Genomic DNA, 22,748 nt, shown 5'->3' with positions numbered 1-22,748 from the left:
AATGTCATCCCCCGATAGTCACTCACGCAAGGATGAGCAGCTCAGCGCCAGGGAGTCGTTCCTCGCCATGTCGGAGTTCATCTGGCGTTTCGGGCATCGGGCCGGCGACGACTTGATTACACTCATCGGTGACACTGATCTGGAACGTGACGGTTGGCCGACGGATCCGGCGGCTTGGGAGGACTGGCTCGAATGCGTGGATTGGGTGCGATCCGGCGAGCCGCTACGTGGCGGACAGGAGCGTGACGCCCCTTTCGAGACCGAACCGTGAGGCCGGCCTGAGGGCTACGGCTTCCGCGTTGGTGGAACGACCTCGCCGCCGCCTCTGACCCAGTAGGCGGAGCCGGCGAAAAACGGTTGCCCGCCAGCGTACTGGCACCCCTGCGTATCAAGTTGCGTCGCATTCACCGGCAGGCCTGCAACGACGCAACGGTATAGGCGAAAGTCAGGGCGCCCGGCGCTCCGGGTTCAGAATCTCTACGCTTCCGCTCTTGGTAGAGAACTGAATGCTTCCACGCCACCGAGGCAACTTGCGTTGAAGTTCTCGGAGCACCCGGATCGACTCCTCGTCGGACATCCCGGACGTGACCCGCCAATCGAGGCCAGAGCCGACGACGTCGCTCGCGAACACGATCTCGACCGCCAAGAGGACTTGCCGCCAGTCATTCGTCGTGAGCTTCTCGCCCGCTTCGATGCGTGTCCAAAGCGCCCAGGCCTCGCGGGGGAGGGTCTCAGCGTTGCTGAATCCCATCGCGGCGGCCAGCTCGTCCGTGGGGCTAGCCGGGCCGCTCCAGTCCAAGAGCGCGGCTCGGAGGAACCGCCTCTGCGGCTCATCAATTTCGACCGGCGTAGCCGACGTCTCATCCATGACGACGAGGATGCCAGCACCGGCGTCCCTGCTCCCCACCGAATCAGCGAACAGGCCCTTTGATGGCGGGTGTAGTCATCGTCTCTCGCCTCGGCCGCGCCCACTCGGGGTGGGTGTCGAGACGTACCGGGCCCAGGTGCCACCGGCGGCCTGCTGGTGGTTGAACGCGGTGACGTGGCTGTAGCCGAGCGCATCGGCGACAACGGGCGGCGGGATCTCGTTCACGAGGTCGTCGAGGGCTCGGTTGCGTCCGCCCCGCAGGTCGACTCCGAGGTTGCGAAGGCGGACCATGACGGTGTTCGGGTGCAGGTGACGGCCGGCGCGTGGGCTGGGGAACAGCCAGGCGCTGCTGTGGTTGCCGGTGTTGAGGTTGGGGCGGGCGTCCAGGTGTGCACGCAGGAGCGCGGCAAACGGTTCGGGTAGCGGAGTGGGATGTTTGCCGAGAATGAGCGCCATGTCACCGGAGGAGTCGTGGACCGCGTCGACGCGCAAAGCGGAGACCTTCACGAGCGGCTGAGCAAGAAGCAGTAGGAGCATCCCGGCGGTCCGATAGGGGAGCGATTCGCTGTCACCCGTGAGCATTTCGCGGATCCAGGTCAGCCGTTGGTCCTGGGTGAGTGTCGGTCGGCTGCGGGCGAGCCGGTGGGGCCGCGGCCGTACGAGCGAACTCACAAGATCGCGTCGGGATCCAGCTCGGCCAGGCGGGCTGCGAATCGTTCCCGGAGCCGGCGTGATTCTTGCTCGCCACCGCGGGCGTTGGCAGCATCGAGAGCGTCGCACTGCAGGAGGTCCGAGAACGGTTCGATCATCAGGCCGTGTGTTGCCGCCTGCAGTGCCTCGGCGAACCGCCCCTCTTCGAAGTGGATTCGGGCGAGCAGGTGGGCTGCATCAGCGATGGCGCTGATCATGCGTTGGATGTCGGCTTCTGCCCAGGCGTAGCGCGCATCGTCGATGCCCAGGAAGGGGCGGTCACGGACGAGCGCCAGCGCCGCGGTCAGGTCCTCCGTGCGACTTACCTCGTTCTCGATGGCGCGCGTCATGAGGCGGTGGAACTCCGCCCAGTCCGTTGAGATCTGTTCGGTGACACGCAAGGGCGCGCCGCGGGTGCTCGGGGGGAGTGCGTCGTCTCCGACGTACCGGCGGGTTCGGTAGACGAAGGTGTTCCTGGTTCCTGAGTCGACGCGCTTGCCGGGCCAGAAGACTTCGTCGATCTCGTGGCCGGTGGCTTGTCTGTGCAGGGCCAGGTAGACGAGCAGTTCGGTAATGCGCTCGGGCGGGGGCGAGTCCGGCCTGGGCAGCCCGTCGATCTGGATCGGGCCCAGGACGTTGACGCGGATCCTCGCGGTGTCGCCGCTGTCGGCCGTCGCCGGCCGCTCCAGCATGGCTTTCTTGATCGCTTCGAGGTCGTCGTGGATGCCGACCTCGGCGCTGCTTCGTGCCGCTGTGATGGTGCTGGAGTACGGCGGTTGCGCAGTTTGGAGAAGCGAACGCACCTGAGCGAGGTCGTGGGCGGATAGTCGCTGGGCGCGGACCGCGATGCCGAGAGGCTCGATCGTCGCCTCGCCATCCTGGGCGACGGTGAGCGACCACCCTTCGGTCTGGGTGCGGGTCAGGAGGATTGATCCGCTCCACGGTTCGCTCACCTGCGGGCCCTGTGGTTGGCGCTCGACGAAGACGACCGGCAGCCACGTGTCGTCGAGGACCCGGTCAGAGCGTGCCTCGAGGGTGTCGTCCAGGCCGCTGTCTTTGAGCGCTCTCGCGATCGCGGACGTGCGTGAAGCTCGGCTTGTGGAATTCGCGGGTGTGGTCTGGAAGCGCGCAGGCTCGAAGGCCTCGGCGAAGTCCTGGAGCCAGGGTTCGGCAACCAGTCCGATCCGCCCGGTGAGGTCACTCGTGACCAGCTCGACCGCAAGCGCTCGAAGGACCTCGTCAGCGGCGTCGTCGTCGCCGACGATGCTCAGCGTTCCGGCCGCCTCGAGATTGAGAAGGATGGTTCCGGCGTCGTTGTGGCCGAGGGTCACGAGAGCGGGGTACGGCTCCGAGCGCTCGCCATCGTCGTCGAGGACCTCATTGGCAATCTGTTCGGTGGACGCCGTCCAGGTCCGGGCGTCCTGTGCTGCGAACGGCGGGACGGGGTCCTGGTCGTCGGATTCGAGGTGCAAGGTCAGGGTGTGTTCGTCGAGGGTGAGTGCGGCGAGCCGCGGCAGGTCCCGTTCTGCTGTGTAGCAGCGGGAGTCGAGGTTCAGCAGGGTCGTCTTGAGCTGTTGCAGGCTCACCGGTGTGGGTGCCGAGCGGAGGGTGAGTTCGACGGTTGCCGCGGGGGTGTGCTCGTCGGGCATGGGGATGGATTCGCCGACCTTGCGCGCCCGGTGCTGCAGGTGGCGCCGACGGCCGACCTCTCCGATAACGCCGGCCGCCGCCAGTGCGGTCAGTCCGATGTAGAACGGCACCTCGGTGCTGCTGACCGCGTCGGAGTTCGCCGACGGGGCGTCTTGGTCGGGAGCGAGGTGCGCCGGCGCCCGCTGCTCCCTCGTCGTCGGTTCGGTCGGTGCCGGTTCGCTGTAATGGCCGACGGACTCCGGGCCCGATGGCTGGGGAGCCGGCGTCGCGACATGAGCCTCAGCGGGCGAGAACGCAACCGGCGCGTTGGCGGTCGGGAGGGTGAGTGTCCAGCCTGGGCGGATCAGGTTGGGATCGCTCAGGGTGTGTCCGTCGGGCTGGGGCAGGCCGGCGTTCAGGTCGAAGATCTCGCTGTAGGCCGTGGCATGGCCGAGGTGGGCTTCGGCGATGCTTTCGAGGGTGTCGCCCGGCTGAACCACAATGCTGTTGGTGCCGGCTGGCGGGGTTGAGCTCGTTGGGGGAGGCGGCGTCGAGAGTCCGGTGGCATCCGGTGGGAGGAGCAGGGTCCAGCCCGGGTAGACCCAGTGAGCGTCGGTCAGGGATTGTCCGTCGCTCTGCGGGCGGCCGAGGTTGAGGTCGCGGATCTCGGTGAAGCGAGTCCCGTCTCCGAGGTGCCGCTCGGCCAGGTCCCACAGCGTGTCGCCGCGGACCACGGTGATCGTCGGGAGTTGCGCGACCGCCGTGGTCGGCGGTGCCTGCGGTTCGCTTGCCGATTCCTCGGGTGCCGGGACGTCGGGTGCGGAGGCGTGCGGCGGGTCGATCAGGTGGTTTGCGGCGGCAGCCGGGACAGCTGCTGATGGGCTCGCCGAGGCGGCGATGCTCGTAGTCACGGCGAAAAGCACCGCGGTGGTCGCGACGAGGCGAGCGGCGACGAGCTGGACAGAGCCGAGCATCGGCAGGGACGGGGTGGGGATCCGTCGGGCGCCTGCGACCACCTCGACGAGCACGCTGAGCGCGAAGGTTGCCCACGCGGTCCATGCGACGAGCGCGAGGGCAGCGAACAACAGTGAGCCGTCGTCGGGGGCTGTCAACGCGTGCAGGGCGTCAGCCAGCGAGTGAATGTCCGCCGGCAGGTAGACGGGTGCGAGAGCGATCAGCGCTGCCGGTGCGCCGAGGATGAAGAGGATGAGGGTGAGCACTGCCCCGAGACCCTGCCCGATCTCCGAGCTCCTCGGTGTGCGGTGTGAGGTCGTGGTCATGTGCCACCTCCAGTGATTCCCTGGACGAGTGCGACCCGTGCATGGCCCGTCACGCTCGTCGATGAGATTCCGATGAGGTTCAGGAAGACGGTCGGTTGGGTGATCGTCACGGCCACGACGAGGTGGGTGCGGTCGTCACTGACGGTCACCGTGCCGTCGTAGCCCGCTCGGCGCAGGAACGCGCTGGCGGCATTGAGTGCGGCCGTTCGATCGACTTGGGTCCCGTTACCGCTGACCGCTGCGGGCACGTCCAGTGCCTGCCCGCCGGCGCGCGCTGCCTCGGCGGCTACGCCGTCGGCGTGTTGGGTCGCGCGCAGCTTGGCGCCGCCGTCGGCCACGAGGCCGATGAGCAGGAGAAGGCCGAGCATGCTGATCGCGAAGAAGACGGTGACGGATCCGGTGTCGTCGCCGACGTGTCTCCGGTCGTGGTCGTCGTGGGTGCTCATCGGCTTCGATATCTGTCGAGCGGTGAGGATGCGTGGGCGGTGAGGGTGCGGGCTCCGGGAAGTCCGGGGATGGCGAGGTCGTCCATGCTGACCGTGCAGGCGACCGACGTGGTGACTGTGCCGTCCTGGCCGGTGGGCGCTGCGAACCCGGTTGTGTTGACTTGCACGACGATGGAGAGGCAGGCCGTCTGGGCCAGTTCGCGCTGGGCGGCTTGGGTGGCAACGGCTCGGGCCGAGTTGGCGTCGCGCGCGAGTGAGGCGTCGCGGGCGGCTGCGCGTGCTGCTTGGTCGATCGCGCTGGATGTGGTTTGCACGCGCCCGGCCAGGACCAGCGCTCCGAGGAGAAGGATCAAAGCAGGGGCCAGCACCGCGAGCTCGATCGTGTACGACCCATTGTCGCCGTGGAGTTGGGTGCGAGTGAGTCGCATGGTTCAGCCGTTTCTCGTGAAGCGCTCGACAGGCCCGGCCGCAGTTTGAGTCACCGCTATACCGGGTACTCCGGGCATGACCGACAGCGACCGGCCGGTGACGGTGACCTGCACGAACAGCGGGTCGGGTGTGCTCGCCGTGGCCGCGGCTTCGGTAAGGGTGTCGGCTCCGTGGTCCCGGATGAACACCAAGGCCGTGTCTTGTCCGGCAGCCGGGGTCGAGCCGTAGGACCGGCCAACTGCGACGCCCTCTTGAGCTGCGGCCAGGGCTAGGGAGCGGGCGTGGAACCACAGCCCGTACTGGATGAGTGCGGTCACGAACAGCAGCAGGGCTGGGAACAGGATGATCAGCTCGAGGCTGGCCGACCCCTGGTCCCGGGCATGCGTTGTGCGTGCCGCGGGCGTGGCCATGTCAGGTGATCTGGTTGGTGCGGCGCTGGATCGCGGCGGTGAGCGCCAACCCGAAGGCTGTGGCGACGGCGATCAGGACGAGGGTGATGATGACCGTCTCGAGGGTCGTCATCCCGGAGTCGTCCTCAGCGCGTTCGCGCCAGGCGCGGCGGGTCGCCGCCAGGTAGCCGTTGAACAAGGTCAGCAGGACGAGGGTGTTCATGGAGGTGTCTCCGTCCGTGTGCTGGTGGGTTAGCCGAACAGGATCCGCATGAAAGCGGGGTAGCCGAGCAGGGCCATGAAGCACAGGCCGAGCAGGGAAACAGGGACGACCATGTGTTCGGAGGCGGCATTTGCCTTCGCGGTCGAGGTCGCCAGCAGTTGCGTGCGCAAAGACGCTGCCCGTGCGCGCAGCGTCGAGTAGATGGCCCCGCCGTCCTGGCCCGCGATCCGCATGATGTCGGCGGCGTCGGCGAGCTCGGTCACCCCGGTCGCGGCCGCCAGGTCGGAGAGCCCGGACCACGACGGCTGCCCAGCGAGCTCGGCATGAAGCAGTGCGTCGCGGATCCTCGCGAACTCGCGGGAGCCGCCGATCGAGGCCGCGCGATCGAGGGCCTCGCTGGGGCCGGCGTCGGCGAGCCGTTCCATCGCGACCAGCTCGAGGTAGACGCACGTCGCGTGCCGCATCGAGGCCCGGGCCGTCGCCGCCTCGGTGCGCAGGGTCAGATCCGGCAGCAGGAAGAAGACCGCACCGAGGGCGAGGCCGGCCGCCGTGGGTACGGCGAACGGCAGCGGGATGCCCAGGGCCAGCAGGAGTACCGACAGCAACGTCGGGAACACCAGACCGAGTGCCGCGTAGCCGAGCTTTCGTCCCGCCAGTTCTTCGGCGCTCTGGTCGACCATTCCCAGGTCCGCCGCATATCGGCTCAGGCCGAAGGTGTGCACGGCGCGAGGCAGCACGACGTCGCGGATCCCGTCGAATCGCCGCGCCGGTCGAGACTCGATCGGGACACCGTCGGCCTCGGGTAGGAAACGCTCGATAGTCAACGCCAGGTCAGGGCGGGCCGGTGACAGGCCGGCCACGGCGACGACCACACCAGCGCCGACGAGGCCGCCGCCGAGCAACACGATCCACGGACTCACCGCAGGTCACCGCCTTCGCGAGCGATCAGGAACCGCGGTTCAGGCTGCGTCAAGGTCAGAGCCCGCACCCACAGGAGGCAGCCGGCGAACGCGGCGGCGATCGCGGCCAGGACGAGCTGTCCGAGAGCATCGCCGTAGGGGGCCAGGTATTCGCCGTTGATCATCAGGACGCCCGCCGCACCGAGCGTGATGAGTGTGACCATGCGTGCGGTTGAGCGAGGTTTGGCGCGTTCGGCCTCGACCTTGCGACGCATCGCGACCTCGTCGCCGACCGATCCAGCGACCGCGGTCAGGACCCCGGACAGTCCGGGCCCGCGACGCCGGGACGCGAGTAGCAGTGAGGCGACGACGAAGTCGCCCGACGCATCGTCGACCTCCTCGGCGAATGCACGCAGCGCCTGGTCGGTCGGCCACCGGGCCGCGATCCGGGCGACGAGCCCGGTGACCTCACGGGTCAACGCCGGAGGGCAGGTCTTGGCTGAGGCAAGGAGGGCCTGCTCGAGCCCGACCCCCGTAGCCAGGACGTCTGCGAGGCGCCGAGTCCACTCCTCGATCGCCTCGACCCGGTCGATCTCGCGCGCCGCGACCGTGGCCGACCCCATCAGGTACGGCAGCCCGATGACGGCGGCGATCACGATCAGCCCAGTGACCGGCCACCCGGTGATCGCCCACCCGAGTGCCCCGGTGGCACCGGCAACCAGCCACCGTGCACGTCGCCACCCTCCCTGCTTGGCGCGGCGGCTTCGTGCGCGTCGCGGCTTGGCCGGTCGCGGTTCGGTGCGTCGGGCGCCCGCCGCCGCGACGAGCAAGCCCAGAATGACCAAGGCTCCCGCCGCTCCCGCCAGCAGCGCGTTCACCGTGCCCCACCGATCAGCGGCCCGTCCCACATCCCGGCTCGGTGATCGAGCAGGCTGGCGTCGAATCCCGCGCGGATCAGGTCCGGCAGGCATTGTGGCCGGTGCAGGGGAATCGCGCGCCCGTCATGGCCGGGACCGAACACCGAGGTCGTCGCGGGGCGGTTCGACTCGCCCAGCCCCGCGATCTCGATGATCTGGGAGACGTACCGGTGGCGCCGTCCGCCGCGGGTGGTGTCGTCGAATATCTCGACGTGCACGAGCAGGTCGACCGATCCGGCGAGCAGCCGGTAGGCGAACGCATCGGTCATGGGCGCGCCCGTTGACATGCACAGCGTGACGATCCGGTCGACCGCGTGCTGGGCCGAGCGTGCGTGCAGGGTGCACAACGACCCGTCGCCCGTGGACATCGCCTCGAGCATCGGCAAGACCTCCGGACCGAGGACCTCCCCGACGATGATCCGGCGAAGGTTGAGCCGCAACGCGGACTGCAGCAGATCTGTCAGGGTGACCTCACCCGCTCGCCGACCGGTTGCGTCCAGCTCGGCCGAGCCCTCGCGAGCCTCCATCGCGACGACACGGGGATGGCGCGCGGGCAGCTCGTGCAGATGGAGCTCGTACGCCTTCTCGATCGTCGCGAACCGCTCCATGGGATCGAACTCGTTGGCCAGTGCCCGCACGAGCGTGGTCTTGCCAGCGTTCTGCAACCCGGTCACGACGACGTTCTTGCCGGCGCGGATCGCCGAGCGCAGGAACGCGGCCAGGACCGTGTCGATCGTGCCGAGGCGGACCAGGTCGTCCAGATCCACGTCACGGACTCGGTGCCGTCGGATCACCACGTGCGGCTTTGGCGTCGTCCAGGCGACTGCGGAAAGCCGGGAACCGTCCTCGAGGCGCACGTGCAGAGCAGGGTGTGCTGAGGAGAACGTGCGCTCCGAAGTGCCCGTCCGGGCCGCGAGCAGCTGGAGGATCTCGATCAGCTCGGCATCGGAGTCCGCCACCGGCGCGTGCCGTTCGTCGCGACCATCTGCGTAGGAGACCCACACGTTCTCGTGCCCGTCGACCTCGACGTTCTCCACCGCAGGGTCATCGATCAACGGTTGCAGACGACCCATCCCGAACAGGGCCGCCATCACCGCCCGCGAGGTCACCATCTCCAGCTCGACCGACCACGGGTCCTGGCCGCGACGGACGCGCTCGCGCCCCCGTTCGGCCAGTTCGGCCGAGACCAGGGATCGGGCGAGCTCGCGGCGGGCATCGAGCCGCTCGACCGGTTGGGCTTGTAGGCGTTGCGCGAGCCGATCGGCAACGATCCGCCGGACCTCCCGCACGATCGCGATGTCCGGCGCCGGCAGTACCGGACCGACGGGGTGCGGCAAGTTCAGCGCCGTAGGGCTGTACCCGTTGGACGTGACCTCCTCGAGGCTTGTCATGACGACACCGCCATGCTCAGCTTCGGCACGAGCGCGGAGAGGTCGCGCACCAGGCTCTGGGCCGCGCGCAGCAATGGCGCGCGCTCCAGGTGAGGACCCTCGACGCCGTCGAGTAACGCCTGCGCCGACCGCTCATCTCGTGGCAAGCGATGCGCAGCCGCCACGCCCACCGCCGTCTCGATCTCGCTCGACGAGTAGCCATCACCAACCAGCAGAGCCACAGGCACGGTTCGGTGGGGGCGTAGGCGCTGAAGCGAACGCACGGCGGCCGCGGCCGGGACCGAAGAGGCCAGATCCGCTCTCATGACGAGCGCGACGACGTCCGCCTCGGCCAGCAACGGTGTCGGTTCAAAACGGTGCCCGAGCCGACCCACATCCACGAGCACATCCACACCGAGCCGACCTAGCTCGACCGACGCCGATGCCAGAGCGGACCACGTCGGAGCCAGTGTCCGTGCCTGTACGGGGTCCGCCACCCCGGGCAAGACCATGCCCGACGAGCTTGCATCCAGGGCCATCGCACAGTCCACGGCGTCCTCAGCGCCAAACGGTGGCCGTCGCGCCGCCAGCGCCAAGACACCCGACGCCCGCGGAAGGCCAGTCCGGAAGATGCCGCCGAGCAGACCCGACCCGGCCGCATCGGCATCCACGAGCAGCGCGCGTCGCCCGTGTTCCGTGCGTGACCATGTCCGGGTCAGCGCCATCGCGGCCGTCGTAACTCCCGGCGCACCGTGCGCCGAGCACACCACGATCACGCTCACTTCGACGCCCCCATCGGCAAGACGACGAGCGCGAAGCGAGCGGTGGCCGCTCGAGTCGCCAGGGCCGGACCCTCTTTCGACTTGGTTGCGACATCGACGACGACCAGACCGTTGATGTCTGGAGCGCCCACACGCACAACCCGGGCGGCGAACGTGCGCGGTGCAACCGCGACCGGGTCGGCGCCAGCAGCCGGGGTGTCAACGATCAATAGCTGCTCGCCAGCACTGAGGCCGCCGGCCGGAACCCGCTCGGGTGGCAGCGGCATCGGGACGCTGACTTCGTCGACCGCCACCACCCCAGTTGAGGTCACCTCACCGCGCGTGAGAAGCGATCCGCGCCTGAGGTTCGTTGTCGCGACCTGACCCACTAGCGTGGCGGCCGACGACGCTGGGACGGTCGCGACCGTCCTGTCCACGGAGACCGCCGTCGTCGTCAGGTCGGCGGAGGACAGGGCGGACCCATATGGCACGTCCTTGGCCATCACCACGACATCGACTCGATGCCCGACGCTGGAGACCAGCCACACCGTGGCCAACGCCCCGATCACCACCATCGCGACACCGGCCACCACGAACGCCGGGCGACGGCGACCCGGTGGTACGACCCTCGTCGGTGCACGAAGCTCCTCGGTCGAGCGCGATCCATTCAGCTTGGCCTTCTCACTCGTCGCCGTCATGGCGACCTCCCCCCGCGGGCCGGACCCGCACCCGATCTACTGAGTCACCAGAACCTGCATTTCACCGATGCGCACGGTCGCCGACGACTGACGTTGCACTGTCAGCGCCCCCGACGCGCCGCCACCCGTCCACGTCACGTCCCACGTCGTCGTCGCAGTGACCGGGAACGCCTCACTGGGCTGCCCGGCCGAAGACTGCTCGTAGATGTGCTGGCACGTCGGCGACGTCACGCCGCCGACGAAGTACGGGGTACCCGGGTTCTTGCACGTCTCCGAACGCCCGTCGCCCATATCCCAGACGATCTGACGAGCCTGAGCTGTGGCCGTGACAGACAACCCGGGCACCGCCGCAGTCGCTGAGTTCGGACCCCATGTCGTCGGACCCACCTCGGTCCACAGCCACACCGGGATTCCGACCAGGCCCATCTCGCTGCCCTGGATCGTCATTCGGATAGCCGGGCCTGCCAGGGCCAAGCGAGCGAGCGCCTGCTGCGCCAGCTGAGCCGGCGTCACCCCCGTCCCGCCGTACCCCGGAGGGGCAGCAGCTGACCAGACCCAGCCGTCTGCCCCGTCCGGATTCGTGCCGCACGCCACCGAGTAGATCGCTCCTGTCGGATAGTGGCCGGCCCAGATCGCGTCCGTCGCAGGCGGCTGTGGGTCCGTCTTTCGCCAGTAGCAGTCGTCAGAATCGTTGAACCAACCGAGCGGACCCTCACACGGGACTTCCTGACCCGTGCTGGACACGATGCACTTCCGACGGATGGCATCGCCTCCGCTGTCGCTTTCCCCGCCTGGGCCGCCTACCTCAACGGGCGTCGGCGGCCGCTCAACCTCGATCACGCAGAACGTGGTGTTGGGCGCGCATGTCACTGTTGGTGGGACGGCAATGGGCAGGAAGGGAACCGCTGCCGAGACCGCGATGGCCAGGGCCGTCAGCACGGCTCGTTCCGATCAACATTCGACGTCCTAATCGTCCAGTGGTCGACGTAGAAGTAGGCCGTTGACGTGGTGACCAGTCGCGGTTCTTGACCCGGGGCGGCTGCCGATTTGCCGGTCGCCGTGTAGATGGGCTGCCAGTTCGTCCCGTCCACACAGTCGACGATCTTCGCTGACCCTTCGCTGCCCGTCACGATCTCGGCGACCGACGGATGCAGGATCGGTTCGCCGGTGACCTGGATGCCTGAACCCCGGAACGTGAAGACGCTCGACGCGACGTCCGCGAACGCCTTGTCGACGGCGAAGGTCTCGAGTTCGGGTCCGGGATCCTTCGTGGGATCGCTGAAAGCGGCGACCTTGGCGTCCCAATACCCCTGGTAAGCCCGCAGGATCGCCGCCTGCGCAGCGGCGATCGTCGGATCAAGCGATGGCGTCGGCGTGCTCGCTCGTGACGGTGAGACCGCGGTCGTCGTCGAAACGTCAGGATCCGGACCCGGTGCCGAGCACGCGCCAACGAGAGCCGCGACGAGAATCGCTGTAGCGGTTGCGGCCCCTGTGGTGATCTGTCGATTTCTCATCGGCGAACACCCGCCCCTTGGTGGCCCCCGCCCCCGCGACGACCACCCGACGACAGCGTCAGACGACTCATTGCATACCCAACTCCGGCGGTCGCGCGACTCGAAGACGGCGCGCACTGAAGAGTCCTCATGCAAGCAGGTGTGCCACAGACGGCGTAAGACGCGTGCCATCGCTGCTCAATCTGTGGATAAGTGCTAGCTGGCACGGCGCTGTGGATGCACGCGGCCAACGGCACCCTCGGCGCGCTGCGCCGCAAGCATGGGCGAGCGATCCGACCGTCGGCGAGTAGTGAGCAGCGCGGTACGCATCGCAGGTGTTTCGACGGCCGACTCGCCCTCGGCAGCGATGCGAGCCAGGAGACCCGGCCAGTCGTCCGTGCCGCGCAGTGCGACCGTGAGTCGACGCGCCTGCCACGGGGGGATCTGCAGGTCGCTCGCCATGGTGCGCCAACCGGGAAACTGGGTTCTAGCGTCGCCGTCAGAAGGCGGGGCGGTGAGCACCGCGTCGACAATCCGCCGCGCGTCGCAGTCGCTCCAGCCGATCGCAACGAGGGCACGTCGAGCCGTCAGGACGACCTTCGAATCTGCGGAGTCCACCGTCATCCACTCGTCGTCCTCCGGCTCCCATCCGGCTTCGAGCAAGGAGTCGAGACTGACCGCTGGTGAGATGAGTCCGTTGCGAGCGTCGGCGTTCAGCTTCCACGCGCGCCATTCGTTCGTGCCAAAGCGAGTGGCGACGATTTCTCCCAACAGTTGCCGGCGGGCGACTTGCCTGATGACGCCCCATGGCGAGGTGACGTGCCGGATCGATGGTCGCGAGAGTTCGACCCACACCCCCTGCCACGCCGTAGCTTCCGCCTGCGACGCCGCTGCACCCCGAAGGCCGACGCTGATCGCCAGCGGCCGAACGACGCGTTCTCGAAGGTAGGTAAGTAGTCGCGTCCCGGTCGGTCCGTCCCACCCTTCACCCTCGATCGCGTCGAGCATCCGCAGAAGGGTCTGCCGGTCGCGGACGAGCTCCGAGTCGTCGGGGCCACTGTGGCCGCCCTGGTTCGTTTTCCCGACCATGTTCGCCTCCGGAGTCGTTTCGGACCCGGAACACGCTTCTCGAAGCCTCTAGACGGGACAGTCACATGTTGGGCATCACGGCGATGTGACCGTTGTGTCTATGAGTGAGTGCGGCAGGTTGCCCGCTGGGGCGATCGATCACATCAACGTTTGCCTGGAGAACCGGCACCCGGCGCCGACGCAGGGCCTGATCGGACTGCCGCCGAGGCGTGACCGACGGCGCTGGAGCGGGCGGGGCGTCGGGCTTCGACGCACGGATGGGCTGCACGTCGCAATTCCGACGTGACCGCTACTCGGAGCGGCAGTCGAGGCCGCCCGGCCGCTGTGGGTCGACGTAGACGCGGCCCTCGCCGCGCACGGCGGGGCGGTTCGTTCTCGAGCCGCCGCACGCCGGGACCGCCGAGATCGACCGAGTATCGTTCGAACGTGCGTTCTATCCATGGCACCGAGCGAGTGCCGACACACGAACAACCGATTGATGCGCCGGCCGAGGCTCGCGCGGGCGATCGGATGGTGCAGCCCGAGACACCATTGGCGGTCTTTGTGTGGGTGACAAGCGGGCGCGGCAAGTCATTCGCCGCCGACGGGTACGCGGTCGCCTGGACTAGCTCGCAGGTACGGGTTCGCTACGTCGACCCAGGCGGCCGCGAGGGGTTCGCTTGGGTGTGGGCATCTGCCGTCGCCCACCGATAGTGGCCGACGGGTGCGCAAGCGCGGGCCAGATCTCTGGAACTCGTTGCGCGCCGGGCACGCCACCACCGCCGCAGCCGCCGGCCTCCCCTGGACCGCATCGCCGCCCAGACCCGCCACCGCCACCTCAAGACCCTCATCGAGCACTACCTCCGTCCCATGGAGACCCTCACCATCACCACCAGCCGCGACCTGGGGCTGTAGCCATCCGCATCAGTTAGTCATCCCGAACTTGCCGTTCGCCCGTCAGTGAACCAACGGCGAACGGTGCGCGCCTGCGACCGCGATGAGCCAGAAGGCAGCGGCTCGCTTACACGACGCCGATATGTACGAGCCGTCAGGTGTTCATCGCTTCGCGCTGGTCGGTGGGACCTGGCCCGCGGCGCCGGTCCTTGCGACGAGCTGCACCAACGCGTCGACGGCGTCTCTAAACGGAATCCGCTCCTGCTCGATACGTCGAATGGGCGCCGGACCAGCGGTCGCGACAGCGTGATAGGCGTCGCGTTCGTCAGCTGTGAGGTGCGTCAGATGGGATCTCGCCGGACCGAGCTGCCGTCCGTCCGCGCCGCGGTTCACGCCTAGGTGGGCGTAACGGGCTAGCGCATTGCGACCCATGAGAATCGACTCCACAGGCCGCACCTCGGGGGCGCGGAGAAGTGTCGATCTCAAGTGACTCAGGATCGAGAAGCCGTCCGCGTCGATGTCTCCCCAGTAGGCGACTGTCGTGGCTCGTCCAAGCCAGTCGATGTCACCGATGAGAGAGGCGACGGCGCGCCCGCCTCCTTCGACCACGACTGTCCCGTCGGAGTTTGGGAACCACAGCCTGCAGTCGCGGTTCTCGACGATCAGGACGGTGCTTGGCTGGTAGGCCAACTGGTGAGTGTCGCCCGCGGTCCACGCGTCGTGCCGGCGCCCTCCGGAAGTGAGATAGGCCGGGTCGACGTAGGTCAGGTGGACGACGGCGAGCCGGGCCCGCACCTGTCCACGCACGTCCCGGCCAGCAAGGTCGCGCAGCAGCGCGCCGTGGGCCGCAAGCCACTTGGAGTGCATCCCCGGCACCGGGAGCTGACGCGCGGTCCACGCGCTCAAGTCGGTGTTGTCGGCGAGCCACGTTAGGGCTTCGACGACGGTGTCGACGTCGTGGTCGGGAAGCCCGTGGACAGCTGCCAGTGAAGCGGGGGTGAGCCTCCCGCCAGCCACGAACACGCGGCGACCGATCGACCGTGCACGCTCAAGGTCGACGGTGGTCAGCTGGTGACCGACGACGCGAAGGAACGCCACGGCGGCGTCGAGACCGGTGATACCGAGCGTCGCGGGAACATCTCGCGGCACTCGCTCGACCGAGATGCGCCGCCGAGCAAGTTGAACACCGCCCGCGCGCGGCGTGGCCTCCCACGCCTGCGTCCAGTCGTGCACCGTCGCGAAGCCAAGGCGAGCGAGTTGCGCCCCGCTCGTCACCCCAGGGCTGAGCGGCACGCTCGTGTGCCACGGTTCGCCGCTGTCGAGTTCTGCACACACCGCCGCGGACCAACTCTCTGCCACCCGCCTCGCGACGACCTGGGCTGCGTCCGCGGGGCTGACGAGGCGGGCGGTCACGGCGCGTCGGGGACGCCGACCACAGGCTTCGTGTGTGAGCGTCCTACGGCGTCCTTAAGCACCACGTACTTGAGGTCGACGTGTGGCTCGAGTGCGCCGTACTTGTCGTTGGGGGCGCCGATGACGAGCTGGAAGCCGAGTCCACGCCATGCTCCGACCGCTCGACCGGTGAACCGTGCGTCTGCCTTGATGAGCGCCTCGTCGAGAAAGACCGGTGCGTACCGGGGACGCACAGCTCCGGCGTCGCCGAGCTGGTAGCGCAGCGCGGCGCCGACGATGAACGCGACGAGCTCTTGCGACTCGCCACCCGACTTCTCGCCGATGTGGTCGTAGAGCGCGACGTGGTTGCCGTCCAGGTCGACCTTCTCGGCGCTCAATCGAACGTGCCGGCGAACGTCGATCAGGTCCGCGAAGTCGGGCGCGGTGCGTCGGATCCTGTCGATCACGCGCGACATGCGCGCATAGCGGCGCTCGCGCTCGATATCAGTGGCGTCCGTCGTGAGTAGTTCGCGCAGGTCGCGCAACTCCTTGTGGAACCGGGCGACGACCGTCGACTGCGTATCGCGTGCGTCGATCCGGAGCCGGTGTTCGTCGTCCGCGAAGGGCAGCCCCGCGAGGATGTCGTTGACGGGCCGGATGCGCTCCTTGATCTCGCGCACGGAGCGGCTCAAGGCATGATGCAGGTCGGTCAGGTCATTACCGGACAGACGCAGAAGGCTGCGTCTCCACTCCGCCTCAAGCTCGTGCAGTCCGTTCGTCTCGAGCTCGGCCAGGATGCGGTGGAAGTCCCCGTAGGAGGCATCGGGGTCGGTGCCGAGATTCGGGTCGGGCCACCGCTCGACGAACGTCTCGAAGGTGCGTCGCAGCGCGTCGCGGCCGGCGCCGAGCGCCTCCTGGGCTCGCTGACGGTGCCCGCGGAGGACCTCGCCCGCGCGGGCAAGGACTGCGTCGAAGGCCCCGAGGGCCTCCAGCGGCTCGCTGAGCGCCACCTGTTCGCGGTCAGCGAGCGACGCGCCGAGCAGATCGTCCAGGAAGATGCGCTGCTCGGGCACCACGAGGTCGGTGCCTTCACGTGCTTCGAGTGCACTGTCCAGTGCGGTTGCCGCGACGTCGACCTCGTCGGTCGTGTCGGACCAGTGCGCCGCCAGCTTCTGAGTCTCGCCCTTGGCTCGGCCGAGAGCCTCGGTCAGCTCTTGAACGGTCTTCTCCAGCTCGGCGGCACGCGACTGCAGCTGCGTCACCTGCGGGTTGCCCGACGTCACATCGTCGACGACCCTCTCCCACCTGGCTCGCTCCGCTTCGACGCCCATGACGTCGACCTGCTCCCACGTGATGTCGGCGATCGAGGCGAACGCGCGCTGTTCTGCCTCGTGCCGGTCGAGCAGCCCATCCGCCTCGATGACGCGCTCCTCGGCAAGCCCAAGCCTGATCTCGGCTCGCCCGATCCGGCCGTCGAGGTCTGAAAGAAGGCGTGTGTTGGTGAAGCCAAGCACGTTGGAGCCACCCTGGCCGCCATGCGCACCGCGCGAGCCCTCGGATACCTGACCCGACCTGGTCACTGCTTTCGCGTGCTGCGCGAGCTCACCGGGCGTGTCGACGCAGACGAACGAGAACCGACGTGCAAGCTCCGCACGCAGCCACCCAGTGAAAGGCCCGGTGCGGAAGTCCAGCCGTCCCGGCAGAGTCCTCGGGTCGAGCGCAACGTCGTCACTCAGGCCGGTCGCCACGCCCTGGAAGCGCAGTCGCCGTGCGACTGGCACCACGTCGATCGCCCTGCGGAAAGCCTGCAGGTGGGCCGAGTCGATGAGCATCAACGTCGCGAAGCCACCGAGCGCCAAGTTGAACGCGTCGCGCCACGGTTCATGCTCGGTGCGGACCTCGACCAGCTCGGCGACGAAGGGCAGGTCGTCGGTGGAGAGGCCCGCTGCGGCGGCAAGCACGGTCCGAGCGCGGTGCAGGTCGCGGGGAACGTTGTCTCGGCGTCGCTCGACGTCGCCGCGTTCGTTGCGCAGGTCCGCCAGGGCCGCCGCGGCCTCCTTGCGCTCGGCCATCGCCTCACCCAGCACCGCGCGGTTGTCGCGCGTGCCGCGAGCATCGCCGAGTGCACCGCGCGCCCGCGCGATCAGCGCAGCAAGATCGGTCTCGCAGGTCACCGGCGCGGCGCCAGCCCCCGCGACGAGTGTGTCGAGGCGCGTTCGGGATCGCCGGACGTCACCCAGCCGGGCGTCAGCCGCGCGCAACTCTCGGTTTGCCGTCGCGAGCCGGTCGCCGCCCGAGGCCCACAGGGTCTCCTTGACGCCCTCGAGCTCCGACCGCGCGGCCGTGATCCGGGCGGTGGTCTCAGCTGTCAGCTGCAGCGCGTCGCGGTGGCGGCGCCGCAGATCCTGCTCGAGCGCGCGCAGCAGATCCAGTCGCCGTTCGTTGCGCCACAGCGCAGCGGGTGAACCACCCTCGTCGAACGACCCGATCGCATCGATCACCAGCATGCGACTCGCCGCGGTCTCGACCGCAGTCCGGTGCTGCCGGATCGGTTCGAGGGCCTTTACCTGACGTTGTGCCGTGAGCATCTGCTCGTGAGTGCCGGTGAGCTTGTCAAACTGCTCCACCACGGCGTCGGCGGTCGCGAACGTGCCGGGCTCCTCGAGCACCATCGACTTGTAGAGCGCGTCAACGGTCGTGATCTGCTGGCCGGCTTGGATGCGTCCCAGCAGCGCGACGGCCTTGGCCCCGTCGCCTGACGCCCCGATCCCAAGCGTCGAGTGCAGGCGCGCCGTGAAGTCGCGGTCGGTGTCGTAGCAGGTCAAACCCTTCGCGGAGACCGCGGCGCGCGCAAGGCGCCCTGCTGCAGCTGACTCCAGGTCTGCGAGGTCGAATTCGCCGTTGCGCGTCGCCCGCACGGCGATGACGTCCTCGAGTGTGCGCGCCGTCGACGGGACGTACCACGCCCGCACAGCGGTGAGCGCAGCGCCGGAGTGGTCGCCCCAGGTCATCGCGATCGCCGACCAGGTGTCGCGGCCGTCGCCACGAAGCACGCGTTCACGTGTTCCGTCCTCGGTGCGCGACTCGTCGAGCTTGCCGCGTGCGTAGGACACGACGTTGCGCTGATCCTTGCCGCGCGGCCGACCGACGACGCCGCCGTTCGAGGCCCCGTTGAACGGTGTCGTGTGCGGCATGAGCAAAGCGATGTAGGCGTCCATCAATGTCGACTTGCCCGAGCCCGACGCTCCCGAGAGCAAGGTCGCGCTAGGCGCGAGCCGCAGACGGTGGTGCCCGTCGTAGCCGCCCCAGTTGACGAGCTGCATCTCGCGCGCGATCCACTGCTGTCCTGTGGAAGCCGCAGGGATCAGCCCGAAGAGGGTGTCGATCATCGTCATCGAGCGTCGCGTCCCTCGTCGTCGGCGGGTCGTTCATCGTCCGTGACTTCCACGTCGATGTCGCCGGGCGTTGCCTCGCCGCGCGTGCGCAGCCAGTCTCGGAGCTCGACGAGCTGCTCGTTGCTGAGGACGATCTCGACCAGAGGCGTGACGCGGTAGCGCCCTTCGGACTCCTCCTCGATCAGGCCTTCCTTCGCGAGTCGCGCCACGGCTGCGCGGATCTCACGCTGATGTCCCGCGACGTTGGTGTCCTGGGCGTCGAAGTACGTCATGGCAGTCTGCTCGAGCTCCTCGACGTCGACACGGACCGACGTCTCGCCGGAACCGCGCTCGCGTTGAAAGACGGTGCGCAGGTGGACGAGCACGAGGGTCTCGGCGCGCGAGTACGCCTCGTCGCGCAGCAGGACCGGCACGTCCATCTCGGCCGAACGGACCTGGCGCTTGTAGGCCAGGCCACGGTCGTGGTCGACGACGAGATGCACGAATAGGTCATGCATCCGGGACTCGATCACCGGCTGGTTCTCCAGCAGCGTGGTCCACAGCCCAGGTGTCCGCTCCGCAAGCAGGAACCGGCGCTGAAGGAGCCGCACGAGTACCCGCCGCACGTCGGCGCCGAGGGTGCCGCGGTCACCTGCGAACAGCTCGGCAGGGTCGTCCTCCATCGCCACAGGCGCGATGAATCCGTCCTCCGACTCATGCAACGCGTCGCGGGTTAGCTCGGCCATGTCAGTCATCCGTGTCCTTCATCGTGATTTTCACGCCGCCGAGTGCGAACCGTCGGCGGGTGCCGTCGGGCCGCACGGTGTCGACGAAAGCGAGCTCATCGGTCTCGGTCATGCCGCGCGCGAACGCGAGTTCGAGAATGCCGAGCAGGTCCACCGGCCGCCGCAGCGCGTCGGGTGCTGCGTTGAACGCGTCCGCGACATCCACAGGGCCGGGACCGTCCGCTGCAGCGGCTAGCCGGGCGTCGAGCAACAGGTACTGGGGGCCGCCCCAGGCACGTGCGTCGTCGGTCGAGACGTCCGAGCCGTCGTCGTCCCAAGCCTCAAGCGCGGCCGGCGGTTGCGACGGCCGCAGCTCTCCCGGTGTCTGCCGCAGGTGCTCGACCTCAACCACAGGCAGCCGGCGCAGCGGATCCACTGCTTGCCCACGACGCGCATCCGGCATCCACGCCTGCAACCCGGTCATCACGTCGCGCAGCAGCTCATCGACCTGCCGGTCACGCAACGGATCGTGGTTGCGCACCTGCGCAGTGATGACGAGCGAAGCCTCGCGCTGGGCCGCGAACACCTGGTCAAGCCCATGCTCGATGCGGCGCGCAAGCTCGCGCAGCTCAATCATCTGCTGAGTGGGCAGACGCTTCGCGAAGGGCTGACGCAGCACGACATCGAGCTGTCCGGCCAGCTCATCGAGGCGCTGCGGGTCCCCGATGAGGCGCAGCGCGCCCGCGAACGCACGGCCTTCGGGCGTGGCATCCATGACGTGCTCGCCACGCTCGAGGTACTCGCGCAGAACCTCCCCGGTCGGGCGCTCGTCCTGACGCAGCGCGTGCACCACGTCACGCTGCATAGCCCGGATTGACTCGGCCACGCGGGCAAAGTCGGCGGGCAGTTCGCGCACCATGTGTACGACGTTCTCCGCTTCCTCGAGGAGCTGCTCGTCGTCGACTCTGTCGACCTCGCCGGTCTGATCGATGCGTGCGAGCTCCTCGCGCAGCCTGCCGATCTCCGCGTCAAGGCGCGCGATGCGCACCAGTACGTCCGGGTCCGCGTCCTGCGCCAGATGCTCGACCGCTTCGAGGAGCGTGCGCACGCGCGACTGCGACACCCGCGCCCGCGCTCCGCCTGCGCGCCCCGCGACCTCGAGAGCGCCGACAGCGTGCGCCGACAGACGGTAAACCTCAACGTCGTCGTCGAGAACCTGGCGCACGAGCCACCCGGCATCGGCCCATCCGCGGCAAATGTCGCGCGCCGAACCGACGGGAAGGTCGTCGCCGTAGCCCGCGGCGCGCAGCTGGTCGAGGGCGTCGCCCACCTCGGTGTGCGCGTCGGCAACGGGGATTTGCCGTCTGTCCGACGTGAAAAGGAGCGACAGGAGCGAGACGACCAGCGGCGCGTACCGCTTGTGGAGAAGGTCGAGCATCGGATTCTGGAACGCCCGGACGGCTCCCAGGTAGGCGCCCTCAGCTCTCGTGATCATCGGGGCACAGCGTAGGTGGCTGCACTGACATCCGTGACGATATTGCCCGCCCGCCACACGTCCTGACCAGCAGAAACGGGGTCCTTGCTCGCATATAGGGCGGCGGGGTCGGCGCACGCGCCGAGAGTCTTCGGACCGAACGAACCTTGCAAGCTACTGTCGATCTGCGTCCACTATTGCAAAATGATCCGACTGGTTCCGTTCCAGTGGTTCACCCACGAGAGACGTCCGGTCGGAGCACCGGCGCCGAAAGACTCTTCGCATCGAACGCCGTCGCGCTCGTGAGTCGGCGACACGACGGGCATCGGTGCGCGACCACCCCGGAGGGCACATGACGGACGCCAACGAGACCTCGGCAAGTCAGGAGGCGCCGCTCACGTTCAACGTGCGCCACACCACCTTCACCATCGCCGGCCTATCCGCCGATCCCCAACATGCCGATGACACATCGCTTGACGGTGCCATCCTGATCGTCGGCTTAGTCCGCTCGGAGGGCGGCCTTCCTGAACTGCTCGGCTCTGCTGTCTTCATCGCACCCGGCCTGGCCGTCACCGCGACACACGTCTTCGGCGATCGCGTCCGTGAGCTTCTCGACGGCACGTTGAAGGTTCAGTGCTTCACCACTGGCACCGCCACCACAGGCGTGCTCGTGTGGACCTGCTACCACATCAGCCACGGAGAGAACGAGGACTTGGCCCTCCTATCCTTGAGATGCGAGTCGCCGTTGCCCCCAGAATTCGTCCACACGATGCTGCCCACAACGACCCGCATGCCGGTAGACGCTGAACCTGTCACCGTGTTGGGCTACCGGGTCCAAGGGGTGTCCGCGACCGCGAATCCACAAACCGGTGAAGTCGTCGGAGAGATTGCTGGAAATCTGCTGATCGCCCGAGGATCGGTGACCCAGGTGCACATGCCTAGGCGCGACCCTCACCTGCTCCCGTTCCCAGCCTTCACAATCTCCTGCGGGACTCGGGGGGGCATGAGCGGGGGCGCCGTCGTCGATGCCTGGGGAATGCTCATCGGAGTCGTATCCACTGGTCTTCAGACGAGCGACGAAGAGGACCTCACGAACGCTGCATGGATGCTGAACGCGTGGCGTCACAGCATGTCCCTTACCTATCCGGTGGGCATGTACCCGCCCGGAAATCTGAACATCCTCGACCTCTCGCCCGAGCTATGCCGAATCGAAGGTCGTAGTGCATTCACAATTACGGGTGTCGATGAAGTGCTGTATGTGCCGTGGACCGACGGTGACAATCCACCTGCACCTGCATGATGACACCAGCCATCCCGGGGCCGACGCCGCGACGCACACGACACCGGACCAGCACAGTGGGACGAGCGCTTGTCGGTCCGCGCCTCCGCGGCCGACGGGGCCTCCTCTCGCTTTTCCAGGGGACCGCATCGGCGTGACCACGGCTCTGGCGCTCAAGGTGTCCGACGCCGCGCACCTCGAGGAGGTCACCGGGAAGCACTTGGACGCAGAGGCCGTCTCCTGGGGCATCGGCACCGCCCGGGCACGCGCACGCCGCATGCAGGTCCTAGACGCCCTGGGCGCACCTCGACCCGATCCTTGACGAGCTCGCCGCGGAGGCAGGCCACCACCCGATTCTGGACGAGGTCCGGCGCTCCACCCGCGAGCGGATCCGGCAGCTGACGTGAGTGCAGGCGTGAGCGGGGCTCATCCGACTCGTTCTCGTCGTCG

General features: G+C 68.2%; 22 protein-coding genes. 3 read left to right on the top strand and 19 right to left on the bottom strand.

Annotated features, from left to right (window positions below; genetic code table 11):
- Window positions 1-271, top strand: a 271-nt coding sequence (locus I847_RS22025) for a hypothetical protein (RefSeq protein WP_034608860.1), incomplete at its 5' end; no start/stop codon positions are given.
- 174 nt (window positions 272-445) lie between these two features.
- On the opposite strand, the gene I847_RS22020 is transcribed toward I847_RS22025, so the two are convergent.
- The 19 genes from I847_RS22020 to I847_RS0105010 all read right to left on the bottom strand — a co-directional run bounded on the left by I847_RS22020 (window position 446) and on the right by I847_RS0105010 (window position 21,040).
- Window positions 446-868, bottom strand: a complete 423-nt coding sequence (locus I847_RS22020; RefSeq protein WP_196804471.1) for a hypothetical protein — start codon at window positions 866-868, stop codon at window positions 446-448.
- A 75-nt stretch (window positions 869-943) separates the two neighbouring features.
- Window positions 944-1,360, bottom strand: a complete 417-nt coding sequence (locus tag I847_RS22015) for a hypothetical protein (RefSeq protein ID WP_155856000.1) — start codon at window positions 1,358-1,360, stop codon at window positions 944-946.
- 176 nt (window positions 1,361-1,536) lie between these two features.
- Window positions 1,537-4,215, bottom strand: a complete 2,679-nt coding sequence (locus tag I847_RS0105090; RefSeq protein WP_196804470.1) for a LysM peptidoglycan-binding domain-containing protein — start codon at window positions 4,213-4,215, stop codon at window positions 1,537-1,539.
- Between the two features lie 248 nt (window positions 4,216-4,463).
- Window positions 4,464-4,913: a pilus assembly protein TadG-related protein gene (locus tag I847_RS0105085; protein ID WP_028048829.1), complete on the bottom strand. Its 450-nt coding sequence runs from the start codon at window positions 4,911-4,913 to the stop codon at window positions 4,464-4,466.
- Window positions 4,910-5,341 carry a TadE/TadG family type IV pilus assembly protein gene (locus I847_RS0105080; RefSeq protein WP_028048828.1) on the bottom strand — a complete coding sequence of 144 codons (432 nt, stop codon included), beginning with the start codon at window positions 5,339-5,341 and terminating at the stop codon, window positions 4,910-4,912. The genes I847_RS0105085 and I847_RS0105080 overlap by 4 nt, the downstream gene beginning before the upstream one ends.
- Before the next feature lie 3 nt (window positions 5,342-5,344).
- Window positions 5,345-5,752 (bottom strand): TadE/TadG family type IV pilus assembly protein, encoded by a 408-nt coding sequence (locus tag I847_RS0105075; RefSeq protein WP_028048827.1) that lies wholly within the window; start codon window positions 5,750-5,752, stop codon window positions 5,345-5,347.
- A 1-nt stretch (window position 5,753) separates the two neighbouring features.
- On the bottom strand, window positions 5,754-5,954 hold the full coding sequence (locus tag I847_RS0105070; protein WP_028048826.1) for a hypothetical protein: 201 nt from the start codon (window positions 5,952-5,954) through the stop codon (window positions 5,754-5,756).
- 29 nt (window positions 5,955-5,983) lie between these two features.
- Complete coding sequence (locus tag I847_RS0105065; RefSeq protein WP_028048825.1) at window positions 5,984-6,874, bottom strand: type II secretion system F family protein; 891 nt, start codon at window positions 6,872-6,874, stop codon at window positions 5,984-5,986.
- Window positions 6,871-7,731: a type II secretion system F family protein gene (locus I847_RS0105060; protein WP_028048824.1), complete on the bottom strand. Its 861-nt coding sequence runs from the start codon at window positions 7,729-7,731 to the stop codon at window positions 6,871-6,873. The genes I847_RS0105065 and I847_RS0105060 overlap by 4 nt, the downstream gene beginning before the upstream one ends.
- Window positions 7,728-9,161, bottom strand: coding sequence for a CpaF family protein (locus tag I847_RS22010; RefSeq protein ID WP_081680432.1), 1,434 nt, complete (start codon window positions 9,159-9,161; stop codon window positions 7,728-7,730). The genes I847_RS0105060 and I847_RS22010 overlap by 4 nt, the downstream gene beginning before the upstream one ends.
- Complete coding sequence (locus I847_RS0105050; RefSeq protein WP_028048823.1) at window positions 9,158-9,922, bottom strand: hypothetical protein; 765 nt, start codon at window positions 9,920-9,922, stop codon at window positions 9,158-9,160. The genes I847_RS22010 and I847_RS0105050 overlap by 4 nt, the downstream gene beginning before the upstream one ends.
- Window positions 9,919-10,599 (bottom strand): SAF domain-containing protein, encoded by a 681-nt coding sequence (locus I847_RS22005; protein WP_081680430.1) that lies wholly within the window; start codon window positions 10,597-10,599, stop codon window positions 9,919-9,921. Before I847_RS22005 ends, I847_RS0105050 begins: the two co-directional genes overlap by 4 nt.
- Window positions 10,600-10,635: 36 nt before the next feature.
- Window positions 10,636-11,538, bottom strand: coding sequence for a hypothetical protein (locus I847_RS26605; RefSeq protein ID WP_155855999.1), 903 nt, complete (start codon window positions 11,536-11,538; stop codon window positions 10,636-10,638).
- Entirely contained in the window at window positions 11,532-12,113 is a 582-nt protein-coding gene (locus tag I847_RS26600) for a hypothetical protein (RefSeq protein WP_155855998.1), read from the bottom strand. Before I847_RS26600 ends, I847_RS26605 begins: the two co-directional genes overlap by 7 nt.
- Before the next feature lie 195 nt (window positions 12,114-12,308).
- Entirely contained in the window at window positions 12,309-13,100 is a 792-nt protein-coding gene (locus tag I847_RS0105030) for a hypothetical protein (RefSeq protein ID WP_155855997.1), read from the bottom strand.
- 1,116 nt (window positions 13,101-14,216) lie between these two features.
- Window positions 14,217-15,467 (bottom strand): DUF3322 and DUF2220 domain-containing protein, encoded by a 1,251-nt coding sequence (locus I847_RS0105025; protein ID WP_028048820.1) that lies wholly within the window; start codon window positions 15,465-15,467, stop codon window positions 14,217-14,219.
- The gene (locus tag I847_RS0105020; protein WP_028048819.1) at window positions 15,464-18,841 is read right to left on the bottom strand and encodes an ATP-binding protein; all 3,378 of its coding nucleotides are present in this window, start codon (window positions 18,839-18,841) and stop codon (window positions 15,464-15,466) included. Before I847_RS0105020 ends, I847_RS0105025 begins: the two co-directional genes overlap by 4 nt.
- On the bottom strand, window positions 18,838-19,575 hold the full coding sequence (locus tag I847_RS21995; protein WP_196804469.1) for a DUF4194 domain-containing protein: 738 nt from the start codon (window positions 19,573-19,575) through the stop codon (window positions 18,838-18,840). The genes I847_RS0105020 and I847_RS21995 overlap by 4 nt, the downstream gene beginning before the upstream one ends.
- Window positions 19,568-21,040, bottom strand: a complete 1,473-nt coding sequence (locus tag I847_RS0105010) for a DUF3375 domain-containing protein (protein ID WP_028048818.1) — start codon at window positions 21,038-21,040, stop codon at window positions 19,568-19,570. Before I847_RS0105010 ends, I847_RS21995 begins: the two co-directional genes overlap by 8 nt.
- Before the next feature lie 331 nt (window positions 21,041-21,371).
- Between I847_RS0105010 and I847_RS0105005 the strand changes: the two genes are divergently transcribed.
- Both I847_RS0105005 and I847_RS26595 read left to right on the top strand, forming a co-directional pair.
- Window positions 21,372-22,319: a serine protease gene (locus tag I847_RS0105005; RefSeq protein ID WP_028048817.1), complete on the top strand. Its 948-nt coding sequence runs from the start codon at window positions 21,372-21,374 to the stop codon at window positions 22,317-22,319.
- Between the two features lie 133 nt (window positions 22,320-22,452).
- A complete protein-coding gene (locus tag I847_RS26595) occupies window positions 22,453-22,620 on the top strand; it encodes a hypothetical protein (RefSeq protein ID WP_155855996.1) in 168 nt (55 codons plus the stop codon).
- Window positions 22,621-22,748: the final 128 nt, after the last annotated feature.

The organism is Cellulomonas sp. URHD0024 (genome assembly GCF_000426185.1).
Lineage (GTDB): Bacteria > Actinomycetota > Actinomycetes > Actinomycetales > Cellulomonadaceae > Cellulomonas.
This window is presented reverse-complemented; position numbering and strand designations above follow the sequence as displayed.